15 protein-coding genes are annotated in these 14507 nt (G+C 63.8%); 8 read left to right on the top strand and 7 right to left on the bottom strand.

The window, feature by feature from the left end; translation table 11 throughout:
- Positions 1 to 7: 7 nt before the first annotated feature.
- From BN1121_RS09855 to BN1121_RS09845, 3 genes are all read left to right on the top strand, one after another.
- The gene (locus tag BN1121_RS09855) at positions 8 to 592 is read left to right on the top strand and encodes a peptidylprolyl isomerase (protein WP_152424619.1); all 585 of its coding nucleotides are present in this window, start codon (positions 8 to 10) and stop codon (positions 590 to 592) included.
- Positions 593 to 675: 83 nt separating this feature from the next.
- Positions 676 to 2049, top strand: coding sequence for an AmpG family muropeptide MFS transporter (locus tag BN1121_RS09850; RefSeq protein ID WP_043597856.1), 1374 nt, complete (start codon positions 676 to 678; stop codon positions 2047 to 2049).
- A 127-nt stretch (positions 2050 to 2176) separates the two neighbouring features.
- Positions 2177 to 3004 (top strand): nucleoside-specific channel-forming Tsx family protein, encoded by an 828-nt coding sequence (locus BN1121_RS09845; RefSeq protein ID WP_005349104.1) that lies wholly within the window; start codon positions 2177 to 2179, stop codon positions 3002 to 3004.
- 131 nt (positions 3005 to 3135) lie between these two features.
- On the opposite strand, the gene BN1121_RS09840 is transcribed toward BN1121_RS09845, so the two are convergent.
- A complete protein-coding gene (locus tag BN1121_RS09840; protein ID WP_005349103.1) occupies positions 3136 to 3618 on the bottom strand; it encodes a YajQ family cyclic di-GMP-binding protein in 483 nt (160 codons plus the stop codon).
- A gap of 207 nt (positions 3619 to 3825) precedes the next feature.
- On the opposite strand from BN1121_RS09840, the gene BN1121_RS09835 reads away from it, so the two are divergent.
- The gene (locus BN1121_RS09835; protein WP_005349101.1) at positions 3826 to 4746 is read left to right on the top strand and encodes a ketopantoate reductase family protein; all 921 of its coding nucleotides are present in this window, start codon (positions 3826 to 3828) and stop codon (positions 4744 to 4746) included.
- Positions 4747 to 4762: 16 nt separating this feature from the next.
- Entirely contained in the window at positions 4763 to 5320 is a 558-nt protein-coding gene (locus tag BN1121_RS09830; RefSeq protein ID WP_005349097.1) for a DJ-1 family glyoxalase III, read from the top strand.
- Here BN1121_RS09830 and alsS read toward each other — a convergent pair.
- A complete protein-coding gene (alsS, locus tag BN1121_RS09825; protein WP_005349094.1) occupies positions 5317 to 6987 on the bottom strand; it encodes an acetolactate synthase AlsS in 1671 nt (556 codons plus the stop codon). The genes BN1121_RS09830 and alsS overlap by 4 nt on opposite strands.
- Before the next feature lie 18 nt (positions 6988 to 7005).
- A complete protein-coding gene (budA, locus tag BN1121_RS09820; RefSeq protein ID WP_005349091.1) occupies positions 7006 to 7797 on the bottom strand; it encodes an acetolactate decarboxylase in 792 nt (263 codons plus the stop codon).
- 109 nt (positions 7798 to 7906) lie between these two features.
- Here budA and BN1121_RS09815 point away from each other — a divergent pair, with 109 nt between their 5' ends.
- Positions 7907 to 8815 carry a LysR family transcriptional regulator gene (locus BN1121_RS09815; RefSeq protein ID WP_043157210.1) on the top strand — a complete coding sequence of 303 codons (909 nt, stop codon included), beginning with the start codon at positions 7907 to 7909 and terminating at the stop codon, positions 8813 to 8815.
- Positions 8816 to 8822: 7 nt separating this feature from the next.
- Here BN1121_RS09815 and tyrS read toward each other — a convergent pair whose 3' ends face one another.
- Entirely contained in the window at positions 8823 to 10022 is a 1200-nt protein-coding gene (gene tyrS, locus BN1121_RS09810) for a tyrosine--tRNA ligase (RefSeq protein ID WP_005349086.1), read from the bottom strand.
- 111 nt (positions 10023 to 10133) lie between these two features.
- Here tyrS and BN1121_RS09805 point away from each other — a divergent pair, with 111 nt between their 5' ends.
- Together BN1121_RS09805 and BN1121_RS09800 are read left to right on the top strand one after the other, a co-directional pair.
- Positions 10134 to 11408: a peptidoglycan DD-metalloendopeptidase family protein gene (locus BN1121_RS09805; protein ID WP_043157208.1), complete on the top strand. Its 1275-nt coding sequence runs from the start codon at positions 10134 to 10136 to the stop codon at positions 11406 to 11408.
- Positions 11405 to 12499: an anhydro-N-acetylmuramic acid kinase gene (locus BN1121_RS09800; RefSeq protein ID WP_005349074.1), complete on the top strand. Its 1095-nt coding sequence runs from the start codon at positions 11405 to 11407 to the stop codon at positions 12497 to 12499. Before BN1121_RS09805 ends, BN1121_RS09800 begins: the two co-directional genes overlap by 4 nt.
- Before the next feature lie 58 nt (positions 12500 to 12557).
- Here BN1121_RS09800 and BN1121_RS09795 read toward each other — a convergent pair whose 3' ends face one another.
- The 3 genes from BN1121_RS09795 to BN1121_RS09785 all read right to left on the bottom strand — a co-directional run bounded on the left by BN1121_RS09795 (position 12558) and on the right by BN1121_RS09785 (position 14452).
- Entirely contained in the window at positions 12558 to 13253 is a 696-nt protein-coding gene (locus BN1121_RS09795) for a DUF3334 family protein (RefSeq protein WP_005349073.1), read from the bottom strand.
- A gap of 110 nt (positions 13254 to 13363) precedes the next feature.
- Positions 13364 to 13792, bottom strand: a complete 429-nt coding sequence (locus tag BN1121_RS09790; protein ID WP_005349071.1) for an HIT domain-containing protein — start codon at positions 13790 to 13792, stop codon at positions 13364 to 13366.
- A gap of 57 nt (positions 13793 to 13849) precedes the next feature.
- A complete protein-coding gene (locus BN1121_RS09785) occupies positions 13850 to 14452 on the bottom strand; it encodes a DUF2057 family protein (protein WP_005349070.1) in 603 nt (200 codons plus the stop codon).
- Positions 14453 to 14507: the final 55 nt, after the last annotated feature.

Genomic DNA, 14507 nt, shown 5'->3' with positions numbered 1-14507 from the left:
AGAGACGATGAGAACATGGATAAGAGTGCTGGTGCTGGCCGCCAGCCTGTTGCCGACCGCACTGCTGGCGGCACCCAGGGTACAGTTTGAGACCAACCACGGTAATATCGTGGTCGAGCTGGCGCCCAAGATGGCGCCGCAGACGGTCAAGAACTTCCTGCGTTATGTGGCCGATGGCAGCTATGACGGCAGCCTGTTCCACCGCATAGTGCCAGGCTTCGTGGTTCAAGGGGGGGGATACAACCAACAGTATCAGCAGTTGCCCACCTATGATCCCGTGGTTAATGAGTCCATCGGTGGCCTCTCCAACAAACGGGGTACTATCGCCATGGCCCGCACTCAGGCGGTCGACAGCGCCACCCGCCAGTTCTATTTCAATCTGGTGAACAACACCAATCTGGATGGTGTGGGTCAGGCCGGGTATACCGTCTTTGGCCAGGTCGTGAGCGGTATCGAGGTGCTGGACAAGCTGTCCCAGACGCCGACCCAATACAGCAGCATACTGCGCGCCAACAACGTGCCGACCACCCCCGTTATCTTGCGCCATGTCACCCTGCTGCCCGAGCAGCAGGCAGGCAAGAAGAGCAAGTAAGCATTCAGGCGGGCCCAGTGCCCGCCTTCACGTTTTGTCACGAGGATCCGCAGGTGCGCAACACGTCAGGCTGGCTGCAGGCCATGGCCATCTATCTTGAGCCCAGGGTGCTCACCCTGCTGGCGCTGGGCTTCTCATCCGGACTGCCCCTGCTACTGGTCTTTGGTACCCTCTCGTTCTGGTTGCGCGAGGCCGAGGTGAGCCTCACCGACATTGGCTACATGAGCTGGGTGGCCCTGGCGTATGGCTTCAAGTGGCTGTGGTCCCCCCTGGTGGATCGTCTTCCCCTGCCCCTGCTCTCTGCGCTGCTCGGACGACGCCGCAGCTGGATGTTGCTCTCACAGATCCTGGTCATGGTGGCCCTGGTCGGCATGGGGATGAGCGATCCCCGGCTCAGTCTGAGCCATCTCGCCCTGTTCGCCCTGCTGGTTGCCTTTGCCTCGGCCACTCAGGACATCGTCATCGACGCCTTTCGCATCGAATCGGCCCCGGAGCGGTTGCAGGCCGCCATGGCGGCGGCCTACATGACCGGCTATCGGCTCGCGATGATCCTGGCCGGCGCCGGCGCCCTGGCGCTGGCCGCCTGGTTTGGCAGCGACACTGGGTACTCCCAACGCGGTTGGCAGCTCACCTATTTCATCATGGCCGCCTGTATGAGTGTCGGCGTGATCACCACCTTGCTCTGCCACGAGCCGCACACCGATTTGAAACGCCAGAGCGATGAGCAGGCCGCCTGCAAGCAGCGCCTGATGAACCAGGGGTGCTCACCCGCCCTGGCCGCTCTGGGTGCCTGGTGTATCGAATCTATCTGGCGCCCCTTCAGCGATTTCTTCGAGCGCTATGGCAAGACGGCGCTGCTGATCCTGGCGCTCATCGCCTGCTATCGCATCTCGGACGTGGTGATGGGCGTGATGACCAACAGCTTCTATGTCGATCTGCAGTTCAGCAAGACCGAGGTCGCCACCATCACCAAGGTCTACGGCGTCATCATGACGCTGGTCGGAGCCAGCCTCGGTGGCGTGCTGGTGATGCGCTTTGGCACCCTGCGCATCCTGTTGGTCGGCGCCCTGCTCACCGCCAGCACCAACCTGCTCTTCTCCCTGCTCGGGCAGATCGGCCACAATATCTGGCTGCTCACCGTCATCATCTCGCTGGATAACCTGGCCGCCGGCATCGCTACCGCCGCCTTCGTCACCTACCTCTCGAGCCTCACCAACGTCGCCTTTTCCGCCACTCAGTACGCCCTGTTCAGCTCCATCATGCTGCTGTTGCCCAAGTTTCTGGCTGGCTTTTCGGGGGCCCTGGTGGAGCAGATCGGCTACAGCCACTTCTTTATCGCCACCGCCTTACTGGGAATACCGGCCCTCTGCCTGATCCCAATCGTATCCAAACGAACAATAGCGCTCACGAGAGAGCGGTCACAAGATAATCGTTTGCGAAATGACGGGGGTGATTAGACTCACACTTCATTACAAAGTTCCCAACAATTTATTTATCCTCCGGGATGATTGGCCTAGAATCCACTCGCTCCCTCGCTGGAGCGGGCTACGGAAATCCTCAACTACGGACATAAGAGATAAGAAGATGGCCAAGTTCACCAAATCCCTGATCGCCGCCGGCCTGCTGGCCGCCGCCGCTACCCCCGCCTTCGCCGCCGACTACAGCGGTGACATCCACAAGAACGACTACAAGTGGGTGCAGTTCAACGTCATGCACACCATCGATCAGCTGCCCTACGTAGTTTCCAGCACCCAAGACGGCTACAACGACACCTATTTCGAAATGGAGTTCGGTGGTCGTTCCGGCCTGTTCGATCTGTACGGCTATGTCGACGTCTTCGATATCTTCGACAGCCGCCACAGCGACAAGCATAACGGCGACAACCTGTTCATGAAGTTCGCCCCGCGTCTGTCTCTGGATGCCCTGACTGGTAAGGACCTCTCCTTCGGCCCGGTCAAAGAAGTTTACACCGCGACTCTGTTCAACGTAGGCGGCCCGAATGGCCTCTTCGAGTCCATGGTCGGTCTGGGTTCTGATGTGGAAGTTCCCTGGTTTGGCAAGGTTGGCATGAACCTGTATGCCCGCCACGTGAACGAAGGTACTGGTGAGCAAGGCTGGAACGGCTATCAGTTCTCCATGAACTGGTTCAAGCCCTTCTACTTCTTCTCCAACGGTTCTTTCCTGTCCTATCAGGGTTACCTGGATCACCTGTTTGATGCCAAGGATACCTCCACTGATGGTACTGCCACCTTCCACGGTATCTACTGGCACTCCGACCGCTACGCCGTCGGTTACGGCCTGAAGTACTTCAACGACGTGTACGGTATCCAGAACAATCTGGAGATCTTCCCGGGCGGTCAACTGAAGACCACCGGTTTCGGTCACTACTTCTCCGTTACCTACAAGTTCTAATCGAACCGTCGGGTACGAAAAAACCGGGGCATCTGCTCCGGTTTTTTTATGCCCAAAGGCGGCAAACCGAGACAAAAAACCGGGACACAGGCCCCGGTTTTCTCATCACTGGCAGGCCGCGCGGCCCGACATCAGTCGCGGAAGTTCTGGAACTGGAAGGGCTGCTCCAACTCGGCACCGCGAATGAGCGCGATGGCCTCCTGCAGATCGTCACGCTTCTTGCCGGTGACGCGCACCTCATCGCCCTGAATGGCAGCCTGCACCTTGATCTTGGAGTCCTTGATCAGCTTCACCAGCTTCTTGGCGGTCTCCTTCTCGATCCCCTGCTTGAAGTTGACCTCAAGGGAGAAGCGCTTGCCGGAGTGCACAGAATCACCCACCGTCATGGAGTTGGTATCTATGCCCCGCTTGATCAGCTTCTCACGCAGGATGTCGACCATCTGCTTGAGCTGAAAATCGGCATCGGCTTCCAGCTTGACCACTTCCTTGTTGAGGGTGAACGAGGCCTCGACGCCACGGAAATCGAAGCGGGTCGAGAGTTCGCGGTTGGCGTTGTCCACCGCGTTCAACACCTCGTTCATCTGGACTTCGGAAACAATATCGAATGACGGCATCTGGGCCTCCTCATCTAATCTGAATCGCAGGGGGCACACTCTACCAAAATCCGGCCAAAAAAGCTGACCCCACTTTATCCCCTTGCTAGAATGCGAGCCCGGAGCACGATGGATAAGCCTCATACAGGGCCGTTGCTCACTCTTTGGAACCACCACAAGGCGGGCGCTCGGCAGGAGTCGAGTCCCCGCCAGCATAACGAGAATTCGATGCCACGCTGCAATATGCTCCCCCCACTCTGGACCCTGCTAGGAGCCGGTGCCCTCGGCGGTGTCTTCGCCAGCCTGCTCACCCAAAGCGGTCAGGGGGTGCGCCTCATGGTGCGCGATACCCAACGCTCACGCCTGCATCCGGCGATAGACTTTACCGCTCTGGACGGGACGGCTCATCTGCTTGCCATCCCGCGCTGCTTCGCCAGCGACGCCGCCACCACCAAACGCCTGCTGGTGATGACCAAGGCCGGCCAGGTGGTCGAGGCGCTGCGCCCACTACAGGGCCTGCTCGGACGCGAGGTGCCCATAGTGCTGCTGCACAATGGCATGGGGATCGCCGAGCGTGTCGCCGCGCTGTTTCCCGATAATCCTCTGCTCGTCGGCGTCACCAGCCATGGCGCCATGCGTGGCGGTCACTATACCTTCCGCCACACCGGCAAAGGGGAGACCTGGATCGGCCCCTTCAACGAGGCCGGCCGCGAGCATGCCCAGATCGCCCTGGATCTGGCCAAGGCGTTGGGACAAGCCGAGTGGGACGAGCAGATCCCGGTCCGTCAGTGGCAAAAGCTCGCCATCAATTGCATGATCAATCCACTGACGGCCCTCTACCGGGTCAAAAATGGTGAGCTCTCCACCCCCCGCTTCAGCGACGCCCTGACCCAACTCTCGGTCGAGCTGGCGGACGTGATGCAGGCCGAGGGGATGGCGGTCACGGCCGACGAGCTGCTGCGACGCGCCCTGACGGTGGCCGAGCTGACCGCCGACAACAGCTCTTCCATGTTGCAAGACAGAGAGGCAGGCCGCAGCACCGAGATCGAGGCGATCACCGGTTATCTGCTGGCGCGCGCCGAGCATCACGGCATCGCCGTGCCGGTCAACCGCAGCCTGTTTGAGGCGATTTCACAAAAGGCAGGCTGACGCCTGGGAGGCAGGGATGAAGGCAGTGGTCCTGATGGGGCCGGGCTCGGAGGAGATCGAGACCGTGACCCTGGTCGATGTGCTGGTTCGTGGCGGCGTGGCGGTGACGCTCGCCTCCTGCGCCCACGATGGTGCGCTCACCCTCACCGCCTCGCGCGGGGTGAAGATAGTGACCGATGGCCATGTGCGCGATCTGCCCGATGAGCCCTGGGATCTGGTGGCGGTGCCGGGCGGTGTGCCCGGCAGCGAGGCCATCCGCGATAGCAAGGAAGCTATCGCCCTGCTGCGCCGCCAGGCCGCGGCGGGGCGCTGGCGCGCCGCCCTGTGTGCCGCGCCGGCCCTGGTGCTGGTCGAACACGATCTGATCGGCGCCGCCCGCGCCACCTGCCATCCCGGCTTTCAGGAGCGGCTGCCTGCCGCCCAGCTGAGCACAGATAGGGTGGTCGTCGATCGGACGCATCGCCTCATCACCAGCCAGGGGCCGGGCACCAGCCTTGAGTTTGCCCTGGCCATCCTCGCCGAGCTGGGAGGAGACGACCTGGCGCGCCGGGTCGCCGCCCCCATGGTGGTCTAGGCCATCACCTCGGGACGCAGCTGGGCCATCAGGCTCGGGTTGTCCGAGTAGTCCACCGGAATGGCCACCACGGCCGGCCCATCGACCTCCAGCGCCGCCCTCAGGGTGGCGCGCAGGGTGTCGGCCGAACTCACCGCGAACCCCGCCGCCCCGAACGACTCGGCATAGCGCTTGAAGTCGATGGGACCAAACGCCACCCCCGAGGTGCGCCGATATTTCTGCTCCTCCTGCATCGCCACCATGTTGTAGCCGTTGTCGACCCAGATGATGTGCAAGATGTTGCTGCCAAGGCGCACCGCAGTCTCCAGCTCCATGCTCGACTGCATGAAACTGCCGTCCCCCGACACCGACACCACCTTCTCTCCCGGCCGCACCATGGCCGCACCTATGGCCCAGGGCAGCGCCACCCCCATGGTCTGCTGACCGTTGGAGATGAGCACCTGGCGGGCCCGGAAGCTATAGAGGTAACGGGCTATCCAGATGTGGAAGCTGCCCATGTCGACGCATAGGGTCATGTCGCCGCGCACCAGATCCTGCAACTCGCGCACGATGCGCAAGGGGTGCACCGGCATGCCGTGCAGATCGTCGGCGCGCAGGGCCAACCGCAGCCGCTGCTGCCGCACATTGTGCAGCAGGCGCTGCACCTCGGTGGTGCGCTCCTTGGGGTGACCCAGGGTACGCGCCAGGCGCAGCAGGTTGGCGCGGATCGACCCCACCAGCTCGCAACTCGGGCAGTAACAGCTGTCGATCTCGGCCGGCAGCACATCGATGTGCAGGATGCGCCGCGAACGATCCCCGTTCCACAGCACGGGATCGTATTCGATGGGGCTGTACCCGATGCAGATCACCAGATCCGCCCCCGCCAGTAACTGATCACCGGGTTGGTTGTTAAACAGGCCGACCCGGCCGGCAAAATCGTCGAAGTGCTCGCTGTCGACCACCCCGGCCGCCTGGTAAGTGCCGGTGACCGGCAAACGCACCTTATCGAGGAAGGCGCGCACCGCCTCGGCGGTCGAAGGCCGGCTCGCCATCAGGCCAAGCAGCACCACCGGATTGTCCGCTTCACTGATGAGGGCGAGCGCCTGCTCCAGGTTGCACTCGTCGGCGCAGCCAGGCTCGGGCACCTCGCGCGGCACCAGCACCCGCCCCTGCACCGGCTTGTTGATGATGTCCATCGGCAGGCTGACAAAGGCCGCCCCCGGTCGCCCCAGCTCGGCGGCGCGAAACGCATTGGCCATCACCTCACAGAGCGCCGCACCGCTGTTGACCTGGGCACTGAACTTGGTGACCGGCCGGCACAGGTTGATCGTATCGAGGCTCTGGTGGGTGAGTTTGAGGCCGTCGGCACGGCGCACCGCGCCCCCCAGGGCGACCACGGGATCCCCCTCCGAGGTGGCGGTGGCGAGGCCGGTCACCAGGTTGGTACAGCCCGGTCCCGAGGTGACCAGCGCCACCCCCGCCTTGCCGGTCAGCCGCCCCACCGCTGCCGCCATGAAGGCCGCGTTGGCCTCGTGGCGCACCACTATGGTCTCGATGGGCGAGTCCTCCAGGGCGTCGAACACCCGGTCAATCTTGGCGCCCGGGATGCCGAACACCTGCCTGACCCCTTGCGCCTCGAGGTGGCGCACCACCAACTGGGCGCCACACTGCCACTGTGTGTTTTCCATCAAATCGCTCCTTGTGTGTCAGCCTTCGGCGGCGCGGATCACCCGATCCAGATCGGCCGGGCAGAGATCGGCGCCCCGAAAGGCGGTGTCAGACGGCAGTGCCAGGTTGAGATGGCGCACCACGGAGAGGCGCAGCGTGCCGTGCGCCATGGTGTAGTCGAGCAGGTGGCCGCCGCCGCTGCGATCCGCGGTGATCATGTGCTCGTGAAATCCCGCCACATTGATCCCCTGCACGAAGGGGGGACAGCGAAAGCCGATCAGGGTCCCCTCCACGTCGGCGAAACGAAACACCGGCTGCGTCTCGATGGCCTCCAGCATGGGCTTATAGGGTGGGCTCTGGCGCGGCACTGTACGCACCTCGGCCGACTCGAAGCGCCCGTCCAGACGCAGGGCCACGAAGACGTTGTCCGACCCCACCAGGCGATCGACCCACTGGTGGATTTCGTCCCGACTCAAGGGGTGATCGAAGCGCCGCTCCAGGCAGGGACGAAACTGGGTCATCACCGCGAACGGGGTCTTCTGCCAGGGATCGGCCCGGCGCGCTGAGCCATCGGCCTTGAGCTGGTGGATCTGCCGCTCGAAGGCGATCAGCTCCCCGTCGAGGTGATTGAAGGTGCCGAGTCCGAAGTCGCCGTGGCGCAGCAGCTCGTTCATGGTGGTCTCCCCCTCATAGACACCGGCCAGCAGGGCGCTCATCAGGGAGCTCTGGTAGATCTCCCCGCCCCCCTGCTGCTCGCGCCAGCGGGCGAACTGCCGGCCCACCTCGAGGGCGCAGTCGCCGTGACTGTCAGATGCTGCAATCTGTTCCATTTGGATTTCACCTCTCGATCTCATCCTGTTACTGTTCGGCGTCAATGGTGACCCAGATCACACTCTGGTGACCAATACCCCTGACTCACGGCTTCGAGACGGCTTCGATATGGAACTGCGAACCCTCAGATACTTCATGGCGGTGGCGGAGCTACGCAGCTTCACCCGTGCCGCCGAGCGGCTCGGCATGGCACAACCGCCCCTGAGCCAACAAATCCGCAAGCTGGAGGACGGCCTCGGCACCCCCCTGCTGCGCCGCCTGACCCGTAGCGTCGAGCTCACCGAGGCGGGCGAGAGCCTCTATCAAGATGCGGCCCGCATCCTGTCCTTGGCGGAAGGGGCACGCCAGCGGGTCGAGCGCATCGCCCGCGGCGAGGTGGGGGCACTGCGCATCGGCTTCGCCGGCTCCACCGTGCTGCACCCGGCGGTACTGACCCTGCTGCACGACTTCCGCGAGCGCCACCCCGAGGTGATCCTCACCCCCCAGGAGGGCAACATGCCAGCCCTGGTGGCCGCCCTGCACGGGGAGCGGCTCGATGCCGCGATCCTGCGACTGCCGTGCAGCGCCAGCGCCGGTTTCGAGCATCACCTGATCGAGCGCGAGCCGCTGGTGATCGCCCTGCCCGCACAGCATCCCCTGGCCGGCGCCGACGCCCTGGCCATGAACCAGCTGCGCGATGAGACCTTCATCCTGTTCCCGCGCGACATAGGCCCCGGCCTCTACGACGGGGTGATCGGTCTGTGCCAGGGGGCCGGCTTTGTGCCGCGCCTCGGCCACGAGTGCCCCCAGGTGATCTCGACGGTGGGCATGGTGCAGGCAGGGTTTGGCGTCACGCTAGTGCCGCGCTCGGTGGCGGCCCTGCACCCGGAAGGGGTGAGCTACCACCCCGTGCTGGGGGGCGGCCTTACCACAGAGGTGAGCCTCGCCACCCGCCCCCACCCGCGCAGCGCGGCCCTGCGCCGGCTCATTCTTCAGATACAAAAAAGGCCTCCCGAAGGAGGCCTCTTGGCAAGGTAAGCGTCGCTTACGCCAGGGTGATGCGCGCGAACTTGCGCTTGCCCACCTGATAGACGGCGGTGCCGGCACCCAGCAGCGCCTTGCCGTCGTCCAGCTTCTCGCCGTCGATCTTGACCGCTCCCTGCTTGATCATGCGCAGGGCCTCGGAGGTGGTCTCCACCAGGCCGGCCTCCTTGAGCAGGTTGGCGACCGGCATGCCCTCCCCTTCCAGGGCCAGGGTCAGCTCAGGCATCTCGTCCGGGATGGCGTTCTTGGAGAAGCGCTGGGTGAAGTCCTCGTGGGCCGCCTCGGCCGCTGCTTCGTCGTGGTAACGGGCGATGATCTCCTTGGCCAGCCAGATCTTCACGTCGCGCGGGTTGAGGGTACCGGCCTCGATGCCTGCCTTGAACCCCTCGATGTCGCTCAGGGGACGGAAGGAGAGCAGCTCGTAGTAGTTCCACATCAGGGTGTCGCTGATGGACATGATCTTGCCGAACATCTCGTTCGGGGCATCGTGCACACCGATGTAGTTATTGGCCGACTTGGACATCTTCTTGACCCCGTCCAGCCCCACCAAGAGCGGCATCATCAGCACGCACTGGGTCGCCATGCCGGCGTCCTTTTGCAGCTCGCGCCCCATCAGCAGGTTGAACTTCTGGTCGGTACCGCCCAGCTCGACGTCGGCCTTGAGGGCCACAGAGTCATAGCCTTGCAGCAGCGGATAGAGGAACTCGTGGATGGCGATGGACTGGCCACCGGCGTAGCGCTTCTTGAAGTCGTCGCGCTCGAGCATGCGGGCCACGGTCTGCTTGGCCGCCAGCTTGATCATGCCGGTCGCCCCCAGCTCCTTGAGCCAGCTGGAGTTGTACTCGATGCGGGTCTTGGCCGGGTCGAGGATCTTGAACGCCTGCTCGGCGTAGGTCATGGCGTTGTGCTTGATCGCCTCTTCGGAGAGCGGCGGACGGGTGGCATTCTTGCCGGAGGGGTCGCCCACCAGGGCGGTGAAGTCGCCGATCAGCAGGATCACCTCATGGCCCAAGTCCTGGAAAGTCTTCAGCTTGTTGAGGATGACGGTGTGGCCCAGGTGAATGTCCGGGGCGGTCGGATCCATCCCCAGCTTGATGCGCAGCGGGCGCCCTTCCTTCAACTTGGCAACCAGTTCCTCTTCAACCAGGATCTCTTCCGCTCCGCGTTTGATCTCGGCCAGCGCCATCTCGAGCTGGGACATGTTTTGACTCTCCAATCACGTTTCCACAAGACCGCTCATCTTACTGGAATGGCGGGACAATTGGAAAGCCTGTAAAATCGCGGCATTGTGCTCGTTTGTCCCCCCTTTTTCATGGCTATCTGGAACGCCTTTATTAACCTACCCCATTGGCACCGCCGAATGGTGCTGATCGTGGGAATTCTGACCATGATGCTGGCCGCCTGGCCCGGTGAACAGGCCGAAGCTGTGCGGGTCGCGGCCGAGCCGCCCCCGCTGCTGGTCCCCCCCGAACAGGCCACCACGGCTGCGAAACCCAAGTTGGTCACCCGCAATGTCACCGTGCGCCGTGGCGATAACATGGGGGTCATCTTCCAACGCCTGGGTCTCGATACCGCCGATCTGCACCTCATCGATCAGCTGGCGGCCGCCGAGCCACTGCGCCGTCTGCAACCCGGCGACGAGCTCACCTTCAAGTTGACCGCCAAGGGGACACTGCACAGCCTCTACTATCCCCACAGCCTGGATCAGACCCTCAGGGTGAGCCGGGATGGGGAGAGCTTCGCGGCGCGGAACCTCAAGGTCGATCTCGATACCAGAGAGATAGTGACGCAAGGGGAGATTAGCTCCAGCTTCTGGGGATCCGCCGTCGCGGCGGGCCTGGACGAACAACAGATCATGGATCTCGCCACCATCTTCGGCTGGGATATCGACTTTGCCCAGGATCTGCAGCCCCATGATCGCTTCACCGTCATCTATCAGGACAAGTACCGGGATGACGAGCGGGTCGCCGCCGGCGACATACTGGCCGCCGAGTTCGTCAATCAGGGGGAGCGCTATCGTGCCATCCTGGGGGAGGATGGCACCTACTACACCCCGGAGGGCAAGGCGATGCGCAAGAGCTTCCTGCGCGCGCCGGTCAACTTCCGCTACATCAGCTCCAATTTCAACCCACGCCGCCTGCACCCGGTGACCGGTAGGGTCCGTCCCCACAACGGCATCGACTATGTGGCGCCGGTTGGTACTCCCATCCTGGCCTCCGGCTCCGGCAGCGTGGTGGCCGCCGGCTACAATCAGTTCAACGGCAACTACGTCTTCATCCGTCACGACAGCACCTATGTCACCAAGTATCTGCACCTCTCCAAGCGCATGGTCAACAAGGGACAGAGGGTAAAACAGGGTGAGACCATCGGACTGCTGGGCGGCACCGGACGCGTCACAGGCCCGCACCTGCACTATGAGTTCCTGGTGGCCGGTATTCACAAGAACCCGCGCACCGTGGCGCTGCCCAAGGCCGAGGCCCTCACCGGGCGCGATCTCACGGCGTTTCGTGCCAGCAGCGCCCCTCTGCTCGCTCGTCTCGACAGCCCGGACGACGATCGTTTGGCCATGAACCGGAAGAAACCATGACAGAGCGCTATATCGGACTCATGTCCGGCACCAGCATGGATGGTATCGATGCGGTGTTGATACGACGCGATCCCACCGGCTGGGCAGTGGAGTGCGCCCTGTGCCACCCCTGGCCCGAGTCGGTGGTGGTCCGCCTGCACGCCCTGTGCACCCCGGGAGAGAACGAGATAGACAGGCTCGGGGTTGCCGATAACCTGGTGGCCGACGAGTTCGCCGCCGCCACCCGGGCTCTGCTGACCAAGGCAGACTTGGCCCCCGGCCAGATCAGCGCCATCGGCTCCCACGGCCAGACGGTACGCCATCGCCCCGAGCTCGGCTTCACCCTGCAGATTGGCAGCGGTCATCGGCTGGCAGCCCTGACCGGTATCGACGTGGTGGCCGATTTTCGCACCATGGACATGGCCCTGGGTGGCCAGGGGGCGCCCCTGGTGCCCGCCTTTCACCAGGCCTGCCTAGCCAGTCCAACCGAGCCTCGCGTGGTCCTCAACATCGGCGGCATCGCCAACCTCTCGGTGCTGCCGGGTGCCCCTGAGGGGGTCTACGGCTTCGACACAGGCCCAGGCAACACCCTGCTCGACGCCTGGCATCGCCGCCATCGCGGGGGCAGCTTCGACGCCGGCGGCGCCTGGGCCGCCCAGGGCGAGGTGCAGGAGGCGCTGCTTGGGGAGCTGCTCGCCCATCCCTACTTCGCCCAGCCTCACCCCAAGAGTACCGGACGCGAGACCTTCACCCTGGCCTGGCTCGAGCAAGTGCTCGCCCGTCACCCCGACTCGGCGCCGGCCGATGTGCAGCGTACCCTGCTGGAGCTGACTGCCCGCTCCATCGCCGATGTACTGCCGTGGCAAGCCGGCTCGCTCTTCGTCTGCGGCGGCGGCGCCCACAATCCACTCCTGATGGCGCGCCTCACGGCCCTGCTACCGGCCTGGAGGGTGGCCGATACGAGCGCCCTCGGCATCCATCCTGACTGGGTCGAGGGGGCGGCGTTTGCCTGGCTGGCGCACCGCTTCCTGATACGCGAACCCGGCAACCTGCCGGCCGTGACCGGCGCCAGCAGAGCCGCCGTGCTCGGTGCACTCTACCCCACCCCCTGAGGCGACTCTCCATGAAAAAGGCCACCCTGGGGTGGCCTTTTGCTCTCTGGTGCGCGGCTCAGATGCCGAGGGAGTCGAGCAGATCGTCGTGGTCATTGCCGCTGGTGACGGCCGGTGCCGGGGCGGCCGGCTTGCTCAGGTTGGCCTGCGCAATCAATTCGTCCGGATCGATCTCTTCGTGCACCTCGCCATCGTGGATCTTGATGAACTCGGTACGATCCATGGCCAGCTCGAGATAGAAGATGTTGTTGCTACCGGTGAAGAAGGTGACGCGCCGCGACTCGGGGTTGTCGAGGTTGGTGTCGACGCTCAGCATCACCTGCTTGTTGAGAGCCAGCATCTTGGGCTGGTTCTGGGTGATGTGGGTCTGCAACTCGCGCCCGACCTTACCGGTGAAGCTGCCGACGATCTGGTTCATCAGCTCGCCCATCACGTTGCTCACCTCGTCCGAGGTGTGAGAGATGGCCAGGTCCTCCTTGGAGAGTCCCATGCTCAACATGTAGTTCTGATAGAGCTCCATGGCGGCGGCGGCGGAGAAGTTGATCACCACCAGCCCGGAGAAGCCCCCGTCAAACAACACGAAGCAGCCGATATCGGGCTTGAGGCACGTCTTGCTGATGCGTTGCACCATGCCGGAGAAGCGGACCTGGCTCTGGGTGGCGGCACTGAGTACATCGGTCACCGAGTGGCAGAGACTGAGCAGTACGTCCTCTGTGGTCAATACCCGGGACTCTTCATCTTGGTTAAACATCATGTGACATCCTGAACACGTTGCGGTGGGACTATCTATAACATAGTCCCGCTTTGTCAGGAGCGAGATCATCGGCAGGCCGAGACCTGGCTCCCAGTTGAGACCTGAATCAATTAAGCGGCCGGCACGAATCCGGCGACATCGGCCAAGCGCCCCCGCCACAAGGCGACCTGCTCATCGAGCGCCCCCTCGGAGTAAGGCTGCGCCGGTTTGGCACCCCAGATGGGGCCAGGCCAGGCGGCGTCACTGGTGAAACGCGCCACATGGTGAAGATGCAACTGGGGCACCAGGTTGCCCAAGGCCCCCAGGTTGATCTTGTCCGGCTGCAGGCTCGCCTCCATCAGGGCCGCCACCGCGCACGACTCGCGCATCAGCTGCTGCTGGTCGACTTCATCCAGGTGGTGCACCTCGCGCAGGTTGGCAATGCGCGGCACCAGGATAAGCCAGGGGTAGTGGCTGTCGCGCGACAGCAACACGCGGCAGAGGGGGAGATCGCCCAGTACCCGGGTATCGGCGGCGAGGCGGGGATGCAGTTCAAACATGGAGAGGACTCCGGTGGACACAAGACTGCGCCCACCTTACTCCAAGGATGAGGGAACTCAAAGCTGATTGGCGGCCCAGCCGATGAAGCGGCGTTTGAGCGCCGGATCGGCGCCGAGGAAGAGGCGCTGCAACTCGGCCTCCAGGGCGCTGGCGGGCAGCGTGGCAGAGGGTGTGGCGGCCGCGACGCTGGCGACCAGGGCGGCCTTGCCGGCACCACGGTTGTAGGTGGCAAGCTTGTCGCTCCAGTCCACCCCGATCTGCAGGCCGCTCACGGCCATCTCGTCTTGCACCAGGGTCAGCGAACGGCCAGCGCTATCTTGCAGGGTCAGTGTGGGATGCTCGGCGAAGCGCGCCTTGTCGCCCCGCCCATCCGGCAATCCCGTCAGTTGCAGGCTGGTGTTGCTCGCCTCGAAGCGCAACACCTGGGGACGGGAGCGGTAGTGGCGATCGCTCTCGCTCGAACTGCGGCTCTCCTCTACCCCGTCGTAGCGCACCAGCAGCTGATTGACGCCGTCCGGCAGGGTCACGCTCTGTCCCTCTGCGTGGCCTTGAGCGGCGCTGAGCAGCACCACGTCATCGGGAAGAGTGAGGCGCACCTCGGCCAGGACGGGAGCGGTGCAGAGGGCAGTGAGGCAGAACACGGCCAGGGAACGTTTCATGGTGACATCCTTCTGTCATGGAGCTGGCAGGCACCTTACCCGCTCAAGATGACAG

This window comes from Aeromonas diversa CDC 2478-85, assembly GCF_000819805.1.
In the GTDB taxonomy this organism is placed as follows: domain Bacteria; phylum Pseudomonadota; class Gammaproteobacteria; order Enterobacterales; family Aeromonadaceae; genus Aeromonas; species Aeromonas diversa.
The sequence above is the reverse complement of the archived record's forward strand: the minus strand, read 5'-3'. Positions and strand labels throughout refer to the sequence as shown.